This window comes from Maribacter sp. Asnod2-G09 (assembly GCF_045063795.1).
In the GTDB taxonomy this organism is placed as follows: Bacteria; Bacteroidota; Bacteroidia; order Flavobacteriales; family Flavobacteriaceae; genus Maribacter.
This window is the reverse complement of the sequence record NZ_JBEFOA010000004.1, coordinates 395,261-412,501: the sequence shown is the minus strand read 5'-3', so window position 1 is coordinate 412,501 and position 17,241 is coordinate 395,261. Positions and strand designations below refer to the sequence as shown.

Sequence of the window (17,241 nt, the reverse complement as noted above, 5' to 3'; positions counted from 1 at the left end):
GAAATCCTTTTCGTTGATTTTTTCTTAAAATGCGACTGAGTTTTGTTCCGATTTCGACTAAGATTTCTTACTTTCGTTGGCTTAAATTTTTCAATGTCTTCAGAAATAAAAAAAATAGCGGTACTGACTTCAGGAGGTGATTCACCAGGTATGAATGCAGCCATAAGATCAGTTGTTCGTACGTGTGCCTACATGAAGGTAGATTGTGTTGCAGTCTACAGAGGGTACCAAGGTATGATAGAGGGGGATTTTAAACCTATGGACGCTCGAAGCGTAAATAATATTATTAATAAAGGAGGTACGATACTGAAATCTGCCCGTTGTGACGACTTTAGAACACCGGAAGGTAGAAAGACAGCTCACGAACAATTATTAAAGGCAGGTATAGATGCATTTGTCGTAATTGGTGGTGATGGTAGTTTTACAGGTGCTATGATCTTCAATAGAGAGTATGATTTTCCAGTAATCGGTATTCCTGGTACAATTGATAATGATATTTTCGGTACAACATTCACCTTAGGTTTTGACACGGCGTTAAATACTGTGGTAGAGTGTATTGATAAAATTAGAGATACGGCAAGTTCTCACAATAGACTTTTCTTCGTAGAAGTAATGGGTAGAGATGTTGGGCATATAGCGTTGAACGCAGGTGTAGGTGCAGGTGCTGAGGAAATTTTGATACCAGAAGAAAATTTAGGTTTAGATCGATTGCTTGAATCTTTAAAAAGAAGTAAAGAATCTGGTAAATCTTCAAGTATTGTAATTGTTGCCGAAGGTGATAAATCTGGTAAAAACGTATTCGAACTTAAAGAATATGTTGAAGAACATTTGCCGATATATGACGTGCGTGTTTCTGTACTAGGGCATATGCAAAGAGGTGGTGCGCCATCTTGTTACGACCGCGTTCTAGCAAGTAGAATGGGAGTAAAGGCTGTAGAGGCTTTGTTAGAAGGTAAGACAAACCTTATGGTGGGTATACAAGATAACAAACTTACATTAACGCCTATCAACAAGGCGATTAAAGGGCATACAAAAATTGATAAGGAGCTCATAAGAGTTTCAGAAATAATGACTACATAATTTTAAAAATTAAAAATAGAGAAAATGTCAAATTTGAAAATAGGAATTAACGGTTTCGGTAGAATAGGTAGATTGGTCTTCAGAACTACAATTAAGCGTGGTGATGTAGATGTAGTAGCTATCAACGATTTATTAGATGTTGAGCACTTAGCTTACTTATTGAAATATGATTCTGTTCACGGTAAATTCGATGGTACTGTTGATGTAAAAGATGGTCACTTAATCGTAAACGGTAAAACTGTACGTATTACTGCAGAGAGAGATCCTAAAAATTGTAAGTGGGATGAAGTAGGTGCAACAACTGTTGCAGAATGTACTGGTATTTTTACAACATTAGAAACTGCTCAATATCATATTGATGGTGGTACTAAGAAAGTTGTAATATCTGCTCCTTCTAAAGATGCGCCAATGTTCGTAGTCGGGGTAAACCATAAAGATGTTAAAGCAACTGATACTATTGTTTCTAATGCATCTTGTACTACAAACTGTTTAGCTCCTTTAGCTAAAGTTGTTAATGATAACTTTGGTATTGAAGAAGCATTGATGACTACTGTTCATGCAACTACTGCTACGCAAATGACTGTTGATGGTCCTTCTAGAAAAGACTGGAGAGGTGGTAGAAGTGCAATGTTGAACATTATACCTGCTTCTACAGGTGCTGCTGTTGCAGTAACTAAAGTAATACCTGAATTGAAAGGAAAACTTACTGGTATGGCTTTTAGAGTGCCAACTGCTGATGTTTCTGTAGTAGATTTAACTGTGAAAGTTAAAAAATCAACTTCTTTAGAAGAAATTAAAAAAGCTTTTAAAGCAGCTTCAGAGGGTGAATTAAAAGGTGTATTAGGTTATACAGAAGAGAGCGTTGTTTCTCAAGATTTTATTGGCGATTCTAGAACTAGTATTTTTGATGCAGGTGCTTGTATCGAATTAAATTCTACTTTCTTCAAGTTAATTTCTTGGTATGATAACGAAGCTGGTTTCTCCAATAAAATGGTAGACTTAATGCAGCACGTTAATACCTTATAACCTTCATTTTAGTATAACAAAGATATATCCTGAAAATGAGGCAGTTTTTCCTTATTTTCAGGATTATTTTTTAAAGACATTCGGTATATGATTTTAATAGTAGATAGTGGCGCAACCAAGTCAGATTGGATTGCTTTGGATGAAAGTGGCGAACAACTTTTTTTAACGCAAACTTTAGGGTTGAGTCCTGAGGTGTTGACGAAAGATGTTATTGAAGATCGCTTAGCGAATAATTTTGAACTTTCTAAAAATAGAGAAAAGGTGTCACACCTTTATTTCTATGGTGCCGGTTGTGGTACTGATCGTATGAAGTTATTTTTAAAGGCAATCTTTAAAGATTATTTCCCTAATGCAAAAGCCGATGTAAAAGAAGATACGTATGCTGCCATATTTGCTACAACAAAAGTTGGTCATCAAGGTATCGTTTGTATATTGGGTACGGGTTCTAACTGTAGTTATTATGATGGTAATCAGTTATTTCAGAAAGTAACATCATTGGGGTATATACCTATGGATGATGGTAGTGGAAACTTCTTTGGGCGTAAGCTTATTCGTGATTACTATTTTCATAAAATGCCATCTGATTTAGCACATAAATTTGCTGCTTCTCATGATTTGGATGCTGATGTAATCAAAGAAAACTTATACAAGCAGCCTAACCCAAATACATACTTAGCGACCTTTGCTCGTTTTTTAATAGAGAACAAAGATCACCCGTATGCTAAAGGTGTTATAGATAAAGGCTTTCAGCAATTTATAAATAACTACGTAATGCAATTTGAATTGGCGACGAAGGTTCCAATCAATTTTGTAGGTAGTATTGCGCATTATCTAAGAGATGAATTAACTTCTGTATTGCTTAGAAATGATTTAATCGTTGGTGTAATTAGACAAAGACCTATTGAAGGTTTGGTCGATTTTCACCGATCTAATATGTAAGATTTTATTTTACGGCAATCATAGAAATTTCAACATTTACGAACTTAGGTAAATTTGCAACTTCTACTGTTTCTCTTGCTGGTGCAGTTTCTGCATTAAAATAAGAAGCATATACTTCGTTGACTTCAGTGAATTGTTTCATGTCACTAAGAAAAATAGACGACTTCACAACATTTTCAAAGGTCATTTCAGCTTCGGTTAAAATGGCCTTTAAATTTTCCATAGACTGTTTCGTCTCTAATTTGATATCTCCAGAAACTAATTCTCCGCTTATAGGGTCTAAAGGAATTTGACCAGAAATATATAAAGTTCCATTACTTAAAGTTGCTTGATTGTATGGTCCTATAGGTGCAGGAGCATTAACTGTATTGATGATTTTTTTCATGTTCAATAAAATTTAGTGTTAGTTTTGGCTTCTGTTTTCCCACTTAAGATCTTTAAGTATCGAAGAATCTATACCAATAAAGAAGTACCATCTTTTATAAGTTCCGAATGGTGTCCAGTTAAAGCGCATGGTAAAACTCTTTAAATCTCTTTGAAAACGCAATTGGGTTAAGGTAAAACCTTGGTTTTTGAAATCGTAACCAGAGGATCCGCCAACAGACCAACGTGGTGCAAGTTCTATATCTCCAGAGAACATTAGCGAATGACTACTAAATTCACTTTGTCGAGCTGAATTGCTATAATTAGCCGAATAGGCAAGTCTAAAGTTCCAGGGTATTTTGGTGCCGAATATAGGGTTCTCTACATCAGAATTCTTATCGTCTTTTCTAACGGGATTAGAATTGAAATCATCGGCTCTACCAAAAAGGTCATCATCTCTACCGCCACTTTGAGCTACATAATCGAAGGGGTCTAGCTCTTCTTCATCGTCTCTGTCTTTATCGTCTTTTTTACCGAACATTTCGCTGCTAATGGAGTATGATACATTGGCGTTTGCTCTGGTTAATCTAAAAAGACTTCCGCCGTTATCAATATTCCAAGTGTCTATTCTTCTTCCGTTGTTATCAATAGCATAGGGGTCTAAACCGGCAGAGAAGTTTATCGACATTTTGTTATCAAGAATATTAGTTCCCCCGTTAATACTTACCGGATTCAATTTTAAGGAATCTGATTCAAAATTATATCCTGTAGAAATATTAAAATTGCTTAATAGCGATATTTTCTTGGGTTCGGTTTTGGTGGAATCCTTATCTCTTACTTTTGCCTCTAATGTGTTGGCTAAAGAGAAGCTTAAGCTGTTTGACTTCCCTAACGATGGCGCTCCGTTTAATGTTCCTGTAAATCGGCTATACTGAACTTCAACATCATCACCAATAAGATATTCATCATAAAACTGTTCAAATGATGGTGCGTAGCCATAACTTAATGATGGCCTTACTGTGTGCCTTAGTGCTTGAAATTTTTTATCCTCACCAAAAACATATGTTCCATATAAGGTTGTTCCTACACTTGCACTGAAGTTGTAGGTGTTGTAACGGTCAAATCCGCTAACTGTATCTATTACGACTTCTTCTAGTTCATTGTCATAACTTCTGTTATAGGTTTCTAAAGACCAAACATCTTCATAATTACCACCAACACTAACACTAAAAAACTTAGCTACTTTAAAGTTCGTTGCAATTGGGATGCTATGACTTACACCTGCGCGAGCATTATCAAACATTTTGGTGGTTAAAAAATCATCGTCGTTAGTAGTAAGCCTATTTTGTGCATTTACGCTATACTGAAAATTGATATTATCGATAATTCCCTTTTTTATGCCATCTCGTTTTACGAAAGGGTAAATACGCTCTACACTTGCTTGAAATGTAGGCAAGGTCATGGTAATGTTATCTGTGTCAGATTCTGTGGCAGTTGCTGATGTTAATTGTGAATGTGTAGCCGTTAAACTCATATTCACCGACGGATAATTTGGGAATGTTTTTGAATACGATATCGATGACGATAAGGTATTATTCTGTGTATTCGGTAAATTTCGTTGTTGTAAAGAATTTCGGTAATACTCACTACTACCCAAGTTTACGGATGCTGAAAATCGTGAATTCGGACTCGATTTTGTATCCTGCGAATGCGAAAATTGAATATTATAATTTCTGGATAAGCTATAGTCGCTAAAGCCTTTTTGGCTTGTTACTTGGTTTTCATATCTTAAGTTAAGATTACCTCGGTATTTATATCGTTTCGTGTAAATTGAAGCGGTTCTAAATGCGTAACTACCATTGGTGTAAAAATCTCCAGAAAGTGTAACATCTGCATAGTCACCAAGAGGAACATAGTATCCCATGTCCTGTAGAAAGTATCCTGTATTAGGGTCATTACCAAATGAGGGCATTAAAATACCAGCTGATCTACCTTGAGAGAGCGGAAAATATGCAAAAGGCATCGCAATTGGTGTTGGTACGTCGGCAATATATAAATTACTGAAACCTGCAATTACCTTCTTTTTAGGAACAAATTTCGCTTTTCGTACTCGTATGTAATAATCAGGATTTATAGTATCTGTAGATGTGGTCAGCTTTCCTTCACTTAAAAAATAAACCGAGTCATTCTCCTTTTTGGTGATTTCAGCATAAACTTTCATGGCATCACTACCTAAAGCACCTGCTGCCGCTTGTTGTTCTGTTCTCGAATTCCAAATAAGTGCTTTTTGAGTATCGAAATTAAAACGTATAGAATCTGGTATAACAATATTTGTACCTTGTTTGAAGTATGGTAATTGGGTGTAATTGCCTAAAGAATCTACCATTCTACCCGCGTAGACTTCATTTTTAATATAATCCATGATGATGATACCTGCCTTAAGTTCGGTATCTTGATAATAGATTTCTGCTTCGTTGTACAGGTAAATTTTATTTTCTTTTTGACTTAACTTTACGTAGTCTTTTGCTTTATATTTTATCTTATCTAATAATAAAGGTGGTTTTTGATTAAGAGAATCAGCTACTAAAGAATCATTGGCAATGGAGTCTCTTATGGCGGTTGGCGGAAACAATGGCGCGATTATTGCCTCTCTTTCTTCTTTGATATTAAGAGTCGTGATTTTACCTTCTTGACCAACAGCGTAAAAAGCATTGGCAAAGACGAAGAATAGGAAAAGTAAGTAATGTTTGTTTGATTGCAATGCTATATATCCTATTTTTGTAAAGGTTTGGCGGTCCAATGAGCCGTTATTTAAGATGTCAAACTTACATATATTTTTTAATCCCTATGTAGGGTCTTACAATAAATTTAACCATTATCAGGGCGATATAATCCCTAACACATATGAAAATAAAATTCTTTAGCATTTCTTTAGTTTTAACAACAGCGTTATTACTTCTGTCTTTTACGGTGTCTGATGAGGAAATAAAATCAGATGATCCTTTTATTGTTGTGCTTGATGCAGGGCACGGTGGTCATGATCCTGGTAACCTAGGAAATGGCTATTTAGAGAAAAAAATAGCTTTAAATATTGTTTTGAAAGTAGGTGAGATACTTTCTAAGAATAAAGATATTAAAGTTATTTACACACGTAAAGACGATACGTTTATTGATTTATACGTTAGGGGAGAGGTCGCAAATAAAGCAAATGCAGATTTATTTGTTTCTGTGCATTGCGATTCTCATACTTCAGACGCGCATGGTGCAGGTACCTTTGTATTGGGTCTTCACGCCAATAAACAGAATTTTGAAATAGCGAAGAAAGAAAACTCGGTAATATATTTAGAGGATAATTACGAAAATAGATATGCTGATTACGATATTAATTCTCCTGAATCTGTTATCGGATTAACGATTATGCAAGAAGAGTTTTTAGATCAAAGTGTGGCTTTGGCGACAATGATTCAAGAAAATTTCTCTAGTCAGTTAAAGAGAACAGACAGAAAAGTAAAGCAAGCAGGTTTTATTGTATTGCATCAAACTTTTATGCCAAGCGTTTTAGTTGAAACAGGGTTCTTAACCAATAAAGATGAAGGGGCTTATTTAAACTCCACTAAGGGCCAGAATGATATGGGCGATGCTATTGCTAAGGCAATATTGCATTATAAAGAAGGTGTTCAGCCTACAGCACAATCTGTAGCTACTACAGTTACTCAGCCAAAGGCACCGCCGGTACAAGAAGCGGTTATAGAAAAGGTTGAAGAAAAAAAGGAAGTAGTTCTTGAACCTGTAAAAGAGGTAGTCGCTGAAGTAGAGCAGCCTAAAGAAATTATTTCGACACCTAAGGTTGAAGAAGTTAAAGAAGTTGTAGCAGAAGTACCTGTTGTGAAGGTTAAAGAGGCAATTAATGAAAAAGAAGTTGCGAATTCTATTGTCTTTAAAATTCAATTGATGGCAAGTAGTAAGAATGTTCCGCTTAGTTCTAGTAATTTTAAAGGACTTTCGAATCTTTCTCAAGAACCTTTTAAGAACTTGTATCGTTATATGTATGGTGAAACAAGATCGTATAGAGAAGCAAAAATGATGCAGTCTCAAGCTCAAGAAAAAGGCTATGCAACCGCATATATTGTTGCCTATAAATTAGGCGAGAGAATTCCGATTCAAGATGCTATTGACGAGGTTTCTAATTTTACACCATAAAGTGTAAATATTATTCATAATTTTGAGAGTACTAAAAATATAATTGCTTGAAACTATCTAGAGAATTAAAAACAGGAATTATTGTTATTGGTGGCATATTACTGTTCATCATGGGATTCAGCTATTTAAAGTCGACTCCACTTTTTGATAATAGTAAAACATTTTTTGCCGTATACCCAAATGTTGGCGGTTTACAATCAGGTACTACTGTATCTATTAACGGCTTTAGCGTAGGTAAGGTTAACGATATCAAATTTTTAGACGATAAAGGAAATCTGTTAGTGACTTTTACGGTTGGTAATAAATTTAAATTTTCTAAAAATAGTACCGTTGAATTGTACGATACTGGTATAATAGGTGGTAAAGGGCTACAGATTAAACCCATATTTGATGAAGCTTTTGCACAATCAGGCGATACACTACGTACAGAAACCAGACCTGGTATTACAGATTTGGCACAGCAAAAACTAAATCCGTTAGTACGTAAAGTAGAATCTGCCATCTCTGGTGCAGACTCTGTTTTGGTTAATGTAAACTCTGTTTTAGATGAAAAGACCAAAAAAGAACTTAAAGAGGTAATTGGCGGTTTAAATACTTTGATTACAACACTGAACGGTAGCGCAACGCAACTTAATTCTGTTTTAGATGGTAATAAAGAAAAGCTAAATAGCTCGTTCGAGAACTTTGAACAACTAACCGCTAATTTTGCAAAACTTTCAGATTCATTAAATTCTGCAGGCTTAGGTAGAACCTTAGCAAGTTTAGAATCTACTATGGCTAGCTTAGACAAGGTTACAGAGAAAATCGAAAATGGCGATGGGTCACTTGGTTTACTTATGAATGATAAGGAACTGTATGGTAACTTAAATAGTGCATCACGTGAGTTAGATTTGCTGTTACAAGATTTTCGTTTAAATCCGAAGAGGTATGTAAATGTTTCCGTTTTTGGTAAAAAGCAGAAAGATTACGAAGTACCAGAAGATGATCCAGCGGCAAATTCAATTGAGAAGTAAAGAAGATTAATTTATATGCAATATCTCCCTAATATTATTTTTGTAGTCCTGCTAATAGTAGGTATTGGTTTCTTTGTAAAAAATGTTTCAAGGTTGAAACGAAATATTTTTTTAGGTAAGGAAGCTTCGGTAACAGATAACAAACCACAACGTTGGAAAAACATGGCAAAGATTGCTCTAGGGCAATCTAAAATGGTAGTGCGCCCAATTGCAGGAGCACTACATATCATTGTTTATGTTGGTTTTGTTATTATAAATATTGAAGTTCTAGAAATTATTTTAGATGGTATTTTTGGTACACACAGAATGTTTGCGGTATTAGGACCTGTATATGATTTCTTAATTGGATCATTTGAGGTGTTAGCCTTATTGGTTATCATAGCTGTTGTTGTTTTCTGGATTAGAAGGAATGTAATAAAATTGAAGCGATTCTTTAAACCAGAAATGGAAGGGTGGCCTAAAAAAGACGGAAATCTTATTCTTTATATTGAGCTCGTATTAATGGTCTTATTTTTAACCATGAACGGTGCAGACTACCAATTACAACAAATGGGCGCAGAACATTATGCTGCTGCTGGGTCTTTCCCAGTAAGTAGTTTTATAGCTCCTATGTTTGAAGGTATGTCTATTTCTACTTTGGTGTTGATAGAACGCACCGCTTGGTGGGTACATATTGCAGGAATTTTATTTTTCCTAAACTACTTATACTACTCAAAGCACCTGCATATACTTTTGGCTTTCCCAAATACATATTACGGTAAGTTGACGCCAAAAGGACAGTTTAGAAATTTACAGTCTGTTACAGATGAAGTTAAAATGATGATGGACCCAGATGCTGATCCTTACGCAGAACCTGCTGAGGATGCTGTTGTTCCAGATAAATTTGGGGCATCAGACGTACAAGACTTAAGTTGGGTACAATTGCTAAATGCATACACATGTACAGAATGTGGTCGTTGCACTAGTGAATGCCCTGCAAACCAGACCGGAAAAAAATTATCTCCTCGTAAGATTATGATGGATACCCGTGATCGTTTAGAGGAAGTGGGTAAGAATATAGATGCTAATAATGGTGAGTTTAAAGACGATGGTAAGCAATTATTAAACGATTTTATTACTCCCGAAGAGTTATGGGCGTGTACATCATGTAATGCTTGTGTAGAGGCTTGCCCAATAAGTATTGATCCTCTTTCTATTATTATGGATATGAGACAGTATTTGGTTATGGAACAATCTGCAGCTCCTACAGATTTGAATAACATGATGGGTAATATTGAGAATAATGGAGCACCTTGGCCATTTAACCAAATGGACCGTTTAAATTGGAGTAAAGAATCTTAAAGATAGATATGGCAAGTGAATTAAAAGTGCCTACAATGGCAGAATTTTTTGCGTCGGGAACTGTACCTGAAGTTTTGTTTTGGGTAGGTTGTGCTGGTAGTTTTGATGATAGAGCAAAGAAAATAACGAAAGCCTTCGTAAAGATTTTGAATAAGGCTAATGTATCTTTTGCAGTACTTGGTACAGAAGAAAGTTGTACTGGTGATCCTGCAAAACGTGCTGGTAATGAGTTTTTGTTTCAGATGCAAGCAGTAACTAATATAGAGGTGCTGAACGCTTATGAAATTAAGAAGATAGTAACAGCGTGTCCGCATTGTTTTAATACGATAAAAAACGAATACCCTGGCTTAGGTGGTAATTATGAAGTTGTACACCATACACAGTTTCTTAAAGATTTACTGAACGATGGTAGAATTTCTATGGAAGGCGGTAACTTTAAGGGGAAGCGTATAACATTTCACGATCCTTGTTATTTAGGGAGAGCAAACGGAGTATACGAGGCACCAAGAGATTTAATTAGAAAATTAGATGCTGAGCTTATCGAGATGAAAAGCTGCAAGCAAAGAGGTCTTTGTTGTGGTGCTGGTGGTGCTCAAATGTTCAAAGAACCTGAAAAGGGTGATAAGGATGTGAATATTGAACGTACAGAGCAAGCATTAGAAACAAAACCTGAAATTATTGCGGCAGGTTGTCCTTTCTGTAACACGATGATGACAGATGGTGTTAAGAATAAAGAAAAAGAAGGTGATGTTCAGGTAATGGATATTGCTGAGATGATTGCAACGGCCGAAGACTTATAATAGTTAAAAAATTAAAATTTGCTAGTAGAATTTAACACATTACCAGAAACTGCAAGAGTTTGGATATATCAATGTAACCGTTCATTTTCTGAAAAGGAAATAGCGGAAATTGGATCGGACTTAGATACTTTTTTAACTTCATGGACCGCTCACGGTAATGACTTAAATGCAGGTTACGAGATAAAGTATAGACGTTTTATTGTAATAGCTCTTGATCAAAGCACACAAGGGGCTACTGGTTGCTCTATTGATGCTTCTGTACATTTTATACAGGCTTTAGAAAAGAAATATGATGTTCTTCTATTAGATAAAATGAACGTTTCGTACAAACAAGGTGAGTTTGTAGCTTATAAAAGCTTAATTGATTTTAAGGCTATGGCGAAGCAAAAGGCGATTTCTAAAAATACGATTGTATTCAACAATCTGGTTGCCAATAAAGGAGAGTATCTTGAGCATTGGGAAGTACCTGCTTCTGAGAGTTGGCATGCTCGTTTCCTTTAACATAATTTCTTCTTAAGTATCAGATTTTATTGGGTTATATCGATGAAATGCAATAATTTCAATCCATAATAGTTATCTCAGTACATATATTTTTATGCGCTATATTTTTATTCTTATTTGTGGATTGTTTTGTGGTTCAAGTTTACTGGCTCAAAACCCCTTAGTTACCAAAGACAGCACTGCTCAACAGAGATGGGTAGATGCGCAGTATGCTGAAATGAGCTTAGATCAAAAACTTGGTCAGCTATTTATGGTAAGTGTTGCTTCTAATCAAAGTAAGCAAGCTACTGATCAAATTAAGAATTTGATACTTCAAGAGCATTTGGGTGGCGTTATCTTTTCTAAAGGCGGACCTGTTCGACAAGCAAAACTTACAAATGATTATCAAGCTGCTTCAAAAGTTCCATTATTAATTGGAATGGATGCTGAGTGGGGACTTTCTATGAGATTAGATTCTACCTACGCATTCCCTTGGAATATGACTTTGGGTGCCATTCAAGATAATTCGATTGTAGAAAAAGTAGGGTATCAAATTGGTAAGCATGCTAAACGTTTAGGAGTACAAATAAATTTTGCTCCAGATTTAGATATTAATACGAATCCGAAAAATCCGATTATAGGCAATCGTTCTTTTGGTGAGAATAGAGGTAATGTAGTTGCGAAAGGAACCGCTTTTGCAAGAGGTATGGAGAGTGCTGGGGTATTGGCAAATGGGAAGCATTTTCCTGGTCATGGTGATACAGAAGTAGATTCTCATCACAATTTACCGGTAATTCCGTTCTCAAGAAAGCGATTAGATAGTTTAGAGCTTTATCCATTTAAGAAATTAATCAGTTCAGGTTTAAGTAGTATAATGGTAGCCCACTTAGAGGTGCCTGCACTTGAAATGAAAAAAGGAATGCCTTCTTCTTTATCCGAACAAATCATATCCGGAATTTTAAAAGAAGAATTAGGCTATGAAGGATTAATATTTACCGATGCCCTGAATATGAAAGGGGTTTCTACAAAAGGTAAAGATGGTAGTGTGGAACTTGATGCTTTTATGGCAGGTAACGATATGTTATTAATGCCAGAGAATATTGTAAGCGCAAAAGAAAAATTAACCAAAGCTTACGAAAAGGGTAAGTTGACTGAAGAGCGTTTGGCTTATTCTGTTAAAAAAATATTACAGGCAAAATATAAGGCTGGTTTAAACAAGTACTCACCTATTTCTTTAAACAATTTGTATGAAGATTTAAATAGTCTTGAAGATGATATTATTTACGAACAAGCTATTGAGAATGCGATTACGGTTGTAAAGAATAAGCTAGATATATTATCTATTAAGAATTTAGACAATAAGAAGATTGCTTATGTGAAAATGGGCGATTCTGATAACGGGGCTTTCATAAAAGGATTGAAGAATTATGCCGATGTTACGGTGGTAGAGGCGAATGATATAAATACCTTGAAAGCTAAACTTAAAGATTTCAATTTAATTATTGTAGGTCATCATAAGAGTAATGAAAGTCCGTGGAAATCATATAAGTTTTCTACTAAAGAATTAAACTGGTTGCAAGCAATTGGCAGCGAACGTACTTCTAATCTTATACTTTGTGTTTTTGCCAAACCATATGTGTTATCAGATATTAAATCATATGATACAATCGATGCTGTGGTAATGTCTTATCAAAATAGTGATATAGCACAAGAGAAAACAGCTGAAGTATTATTCGGAGCGGTAAGTGCTACCGGTAAATTGCCTGTTAGTGCACATCAAGAATTCCCTGTGAATACAGGTGTACAGGTAAAATCTCTAAGTAGATTGGGGTATAGTATTCCAGAACGTGTGGGTATGAGCTCTAAAGGACTTAGGGAAATAGATGAATTAATGAGCCATGGGCTAGATAGCTTAATGTTTCCAGGTGCTCAAGTTTTAGTAGCCAGAAAAGGAAAAGTTATCTACCAGAAAAGTTTTGGTAGGCCAACATACGATAGCAAAGAAAAAATAACCAATGACTACATTTATGATTTAGCCTCTTTAACCAAAATATTGGCAACCTTGCCAATGGTAATGAAAATGGAGGAAGAGGGCAGAATAGGTTTAAACAATACTTTTGAAGAATTGGTGCCGAATTATTCAAACACCGAAATTAAAAATGTAACTGTTTTAAAAGCACTTTCTCATTATGGTCGCTTACCAGCATGGATTCCTTTTTACATCAATACATTAGATGAAAACAAAAAGCCCTCAGGTGAATTTTATAGAAACTCCCCATTACCTGGTTTTTCAACGAAAGTGTATGATAATCTGTATTTAGCAGATGCCTATAAAGATTCTATTTACAATAGAATAGGCAGGCAAGATTTAAAGTCTAATAGATACCGTTACAGCGACGTACCTTATTATGTAATGAAAAAGGTTGTTGAGGAAAGCTACAATCAAAGGTTAGATGGACTAACAAATAAATTTCTTTATAATAGAATAGGGGCAAACCATACTTCATATAACCCTTTAGAGAAGTTTGATAAAAATATGATTGTACCTTCTGAGGAGGATAATTATTATAGATATGGTACCGTACAAGGTTACGTTCATGATATGGGTGCAGCAATGCAAGCAGGCGTGGGTGGTCATGCCGGACTCTTTAGCAACTCTAATGACATTGCCAAGATTATGCAGATGTATCTTCAAGATGGCTATTATGGAGGTACTAAATTCTTTGATTCTAGAACGGTTAAGAAATTCAATACCTGTTACTTTTGCGATAACAATGTGCGTAGGGGAGTAGGTTTTGATAAACCACAGCTTCAGCACAGTGGTCCTACTTGTGGTTGTGTTTCAAGAAAAAGTTTCGGTCACAGTGGTTTTACAGGTACGTATACCTGGGCAGATCCAGAAGAAGAAATTGTCTACGTATTTTTATCGAACAGAACATATCCATCTGCATCTAACACACTTTTAGTTAAATCTGGGTTAAGAACTAGAATTCAACAGGCTATTTACGATTCAATTCTGAATTAAAAAAGGTAGTTTTGTTGTAATGAAAATAGCAATAGTATGTTACCCTACCTTTGGTGGTAGTGGTGTTGTCGCAACAGAATTAGGAATTGCATTGGCAAATAGAGGTCATGAAATTCATTTTATTACTTATAAACAACCTGTTCGTTTAGAGTTGTTGAGTAATAAAATATTCTTTCATGAAGTTCATGTGCCCGAATATCCACTGTTTCATTATCAGCCTTATGAACTTGCATTATCTAGTAAGTTAGTTGATACCATTAAGCTTCATAAAATAGATTTACTACATGTACACTATGCTATACCACATGCATATGCTGGGTATATGGCGAAGAAAATGCTAGAAGAAGAGGGTATTTACGTACCTATGATTACAACATTGCATGGTACCGATATTACTTTAGTAGGTAAACACCCTTTTTATAAACCTGCAGTTACTTTTAGTATTAATCAGTCTGATGTGGTTACTTCGGTTTCTGAAAGTTTAAAACAAGGTACTTTAGATACTTTTGACATTAAAGGCGATATAGAAGTCATCCCTAATTTTATCGATGCTAAAAAATATAGTACATCTTTTACCGATTGCCAAAGGTCTAACATGGCAACCGAAGGTGAGCGCATAGTGACGCATATAAGTAACTTTAGAAAAGTAAAGCGTATACCTGATGTAATTAAAATATTCAGTAAAATTCAACTTCAAATTCCTTCAAAACTTATTATGGTCGGTGAAGGACCTGAGAAAGAAGGTGCCGAACGTTTATGTGAAGAATTAGGTATAGCAGATAAGGTTATATTTTTAGGGAATAGTAATGAGATTGATAAGATTCTATGCTTTTCAGATTTATTTCTATTACCATCAGAATCAGAAAGTTTCGGACTAGCAGCTCTTGAGGCGATGATAAATAAAGTCCCGGTGATTTCTAGTAATGCTGGTGGTATACCAGAAGTAAATACAGAAGGCGTTAGCGGATTTTTAAGTGACGTAGGTGATATTAATGATATGGCAGCTAAGGCCGTTACCATTTTAAAGAATGATAGCGTTTTAGAAAGATTTAAACTTAATGCCTTAAAAGAAGCACAGCGTTTTGATATTCAAAAAGTGGTTCCGCTTTACGAAGAAGTATATGAAAGGGCTTATAAAGGAAGATTCAAAAATGTTTAAATATTTTACTTGTTTTTTTCTCTTAGCTATAATTCAGCTGAATTCTTGTAAGAGCACTGCTCAAAGTAGTTTGCAAGAATCTAATGATACGGGTATGGAACTTATTTTAAATGAGAATTACAGCGGCTTTGAGCAAGAGGAGTATCTTTTAATAAAGAATCAAAAAGAATTGAACGCTTTTTACGGTAAAATAAACCGGACCAGAAAACCTGGATTGACTCCGCCTTCAATAGATTTTAACACCGAAATGATTCTCATTTGGTGTGGTGATAGTACAGCGTCTAACTATGCTGATTTAGAGCTGAGTGAGAAGGCTGATTATTTGCAGATTCATAAGATGAAAACTATAGCATCTAAAGAAGAAAATACTTTTATTGTGAGTCCTTTCAGCATCTACAAGTTGCCTTTAAGTACAAAAACTCTAAAAATTCAAAAGTAATTAGTCGATAATTATTCTACATTCAACTATCAAACGATTTTTATTGCTGTATAAAGTAATTATTTGCTAAGCAGCTCACCTACAACTAATTTTACATTTTATAACCCCAAATTATCATTTATGAAAACTACAACTGTTTTTAGTTTTTTAGTACTGCTTATGTTCTCATCTGTCACTTTCGCCCAAGATGAGCTTCAAATAACGGCAAAGGATAGTATTGTACAGAGCTCTTGGATTTTCGGTGTCGGCTTAAACGCTGTAGATGATTCAGGTAATGTTTTTAACGGTATTTTTAATGTTAGTGATGAATGGAATATCGTACCATTTCCTTCTAGAGTAAGTATTGGAAGGTATTTTAAAAGTGGTTTAGGTTTAGAAGCTGTTGGTACCTATAACCAATATAAAGAAGGTAAAATTATTGATGCAGAAGTTATTTCTGAAAATATCAGTTATTTTGGTATTGATGGTAGAGTAACTTATGATATTAATAAGATTATTGGTCAGACAGGTTGGTTTGATCCCTATGTAGGTATCGGTGCTGGGTATACAGATGCAAATAATAAAGGGAGAGGTACTTATAATGCAGTTGTTGGTTTTAGAACATGGTTTTCGGATCGTTGGGGGTTAGATTTTAACTCTACTGGTAAATGGGCTATGAGCCAAGGTGAAGGCGCTACCAACCATATACAACATGCAGCTGGAGTTGTTTATCAATTCGGTATAGAGAAAGGACTTTCTAAACGAGGCGAGGAAAAACTTGAGCTTCTAGCAGCTATCGAGAAAGAGAAACAACGTCAAAGAGATTCCATCAATGAAGTTAACCGTTTAAAGGACGAACTGTTATTGGCAGAGAGACTCAAAAAACAACAAGAAGAAGATGCATTGGCTGCAGCTGAGAAAGCTAAAGTTGATGCAATTAATAAGCGTAAGACAGAAATTAAGTCTAGAATTGAGAATCTAGGAAATGTTTATTTCGGATTAAATTCTTCGGTAGTTAATTCTTCATCTAAAAAGGTGTTAGATTCTTTAGTTCAGGTTTTAGAAGAAATACCAACATTAACTTTGAAAATAACCTCTCATACCGATTCCCGAGGAACCTCGAAATATAATGACTGGCTATCGCAGCGCAGGGTCGATAAAACTAAAGACTATTTACTGTCTAAAGGAGTATCAGCCGATAAGTTGACAACAGAGGCTTACGGTGAAACTCAACTATTAAACGAGTGTGATGACAATACTTATTGTCCTGAAGAAAAGCATGCAGTTAACAGACGTTCTGAGTTTGTGATACTAGAATTCTAATAAGAATACATCATATATAAAGCCCCTTTAGTAATTACTAAAGGGGCTTTTTTTATAACTAACTGAGAAATCTA

Annotated in this window: 14 protein-coding genes; 12 read left to right on the top strand and 2 right to left on the bottom strand. The window is 35.2% G+C overall.

Annotated elements, in window-relative coordinates:
• The first annotated feature begins 93 nt into the window (after positions 1 to 93).
• The 3 genes from pfkA to ACJJVT_RS08865 all read left to right on the top strand — a co-directional run bounded on the left by pfkA (position 94) and on the right by ACJJVT_RS08865 (position 3,045).
• Complete coding sequence (pfkA, locus tag ACJJVT_RS08875; protein WP_405398030.1) at positions 94 to 1,080, top strand: 6-phosphofructokinase; 987 nt, start codon at positions 94 to 96, stop codon at positions 1,078 to 1,080.
• A gap of 24 nt (positions 1,081 to 1,104) precedes the next feature.
• A complete protein-coding gene (gap, locus tag ACJJVT_RS08870; protein WP_405398028.1) occupies positions 1,105 to 2,106 on the top strand; it encodes a type I glyceraldehyde-3-phosphate dehydrogenase in 1,002 nt (333 codons plus the stop codon).
• 87 nt (positions 2,107 to 2,193) lie between these two features.
• Positions 2,194 to 3,045, top strand: a complete 852-nt coding sequence (locus ACJJVT_RS08865) for an N-acetylglucosamine kinase (protein ID WP_405398026.1) — start codon at positions 2,194 to 2,196, stop codon at positions 3,043 to 3,045.
• A 4-nt stretch (positions 3,046 to 3,049) separates the two neighbouring features.
• On the opposite strand, the gene ACJJVT_RS08860 is transcribed toward ACJJVT_RS08865, so the two are convergent.
• Both ACJJVT_RS08860 and ACJJVT_RS08855 read right to left on the bottom strand, forming a co-directional pair.
• Positions 3,050 to 3,430: a RidA family protein gene (locus ACJJVT_RS08860; protein ID WP_405398024.1), complete on the bottom strand. Its 381-nt coding sequence runs from the start codon at positions 3,428 to 3,430 to the stop codon at positions 3,050 to 3,052.
• A gap of 18 nt (positions 3,431 to 3,448) precedes the next feature.
• Entirely contained in the window at positions 3,449 to 6,208 is a 2,760-nt protein-coding gene (locus ACJJVT_RS08855; RefSeq protein WP_405398022.1) for a putative LPS assembly protein LptD, read from the bottom strand.
• Between the two features lie 104 nt (positions 6,209 to 6,312).
• Between ACJJVT_RS08855 and ACJJVT_RS08850 the strand changes: the two genes are divergently transcribed.
• The 9 genes from ACJJVT_RS08850 (at position 6,313) to ACJJVT_RS08810 (ending at position 17,167) form a co-directional block, all read left to right on the top strand.
• Positions 6,313 to 7,608 (top strand): N-acetylmuramoyl-L-alanine amidase, encoded by a 1,296-nt coding sequence (locus ACJJVT_RS08850; RefSeq protein ID WP_405398019.1) that lies wholly within the window; start codon positions 6,313 to 6,315, stop codon positions 7,606 to 7,608.
• 47 nt (positions 7,609 to 7,655) lie between these two features.
• Positions 7,656 to 8,621 carry an MlaD family protein gene (locus tag ACJJVT_RS08845; RefSeq protein ID WP_405398018.1) on the top strand — a complete coding sequence of 322 codons (966 nt, stop codon included), beginning with the start codon at positions 7,656 to 7,658 and terminating at the stop codon, positions 8,619 to 8,621.
• Between the two features lie 15 nt (positions 8,622 to 8,636).
• The gene (locus ACJJVT_RS08840) at positions 8,637 to 9,962 is read left to right on the top strand and encodes a 4Fe-4S dicluster domain-containing protein (RefSeq protein ID WP_405398016.1); all 1,326 of its coding nucleotides are present in this window, start codon (positions 8,637 to 8,639) and stop codon (positions 9,960 to 9,962) included.
• A gap of 8 nt (positions 9,963 to 9,970) precedes the next feature.
• Positions 9,971 to 10,762, top strand: coding sequence for a (Fe-S)-binding protein (locus ACJJVT_RS08835; RefSeq protein ID WP_303599642.1), 792 nt, complete (start codon positions 9,971 to 9,973; stop codon positions 10,760 to 10,762).
• Positions 10,763 to 10,780: 18 nt separating this feature from the next.
• Positions 10,781 to 11,263, top strand: coding sequence for an ABC transporter ATPase (locus tag ACJJVT_RS08830; RefSeq protein ID WP_405398013.1), 483 nt, complete (start codon positions 10,781 to 10,783; stop codon positions 11,261 to 11,263).
• A gap of 94 nt (positions 11,264 to 11,357) precedes the next feature.
• A complete protein-coding gene (locus tag ACJJVT_RS08825; protein WP_405398012.1) occupies positions 11,358 to 14,267 on the top strand; it encodes a glycoside hydrolase family 3 N-terminal domain-containing protein in 2,910 nt (969 codons plus the stop codon).
• Between the two features lie 19 nt (positions 14,268 to 14,286).
• Positions 14,287 to 15,426 carry an N-acetyl-alpha-D-glucosaminyl L-malate synthase BshA gene (bshA, locus tag ACJJVT_RS08820; protein WP_405398010.1) on the top strand — a complete coding sequence of 380 codons (1,140 nt, stop codon included), beginning with the start codon at positions 14,287 to 14,289 and terminating at the stop codon, positions 15,424 to 15,426.
• Positions 15,427 to 15,520: 94 nt separating this feature from the next.
• Positions 15,521 to 15,865: a hypothetical protein gene (locus tag ACJJVT_RS08815; protein WP_405398008.1), complete on the top strand. Its 345-nt coding sequence runs from the start codon at positions 15,521 to 15,523 to the stop codon at positions 15,863 to 15,865.
• Positions 15,866 to 15,985: 120 nt separating this feature from the next.
• Positions 15,986 to 17,167, top strand: coding sequence for an OmpA family protein (locus ACJJVT_RS08810; RefSeq protein ID WP_405398006.1), 1,182 nt, complete (start codon positions 15,986 to 15,988; stop codon positions 17,165 to 17,167).
• The last annotated feature ends 74 nt before the right edge of the window (positions 17,168 to 17,241 follow it).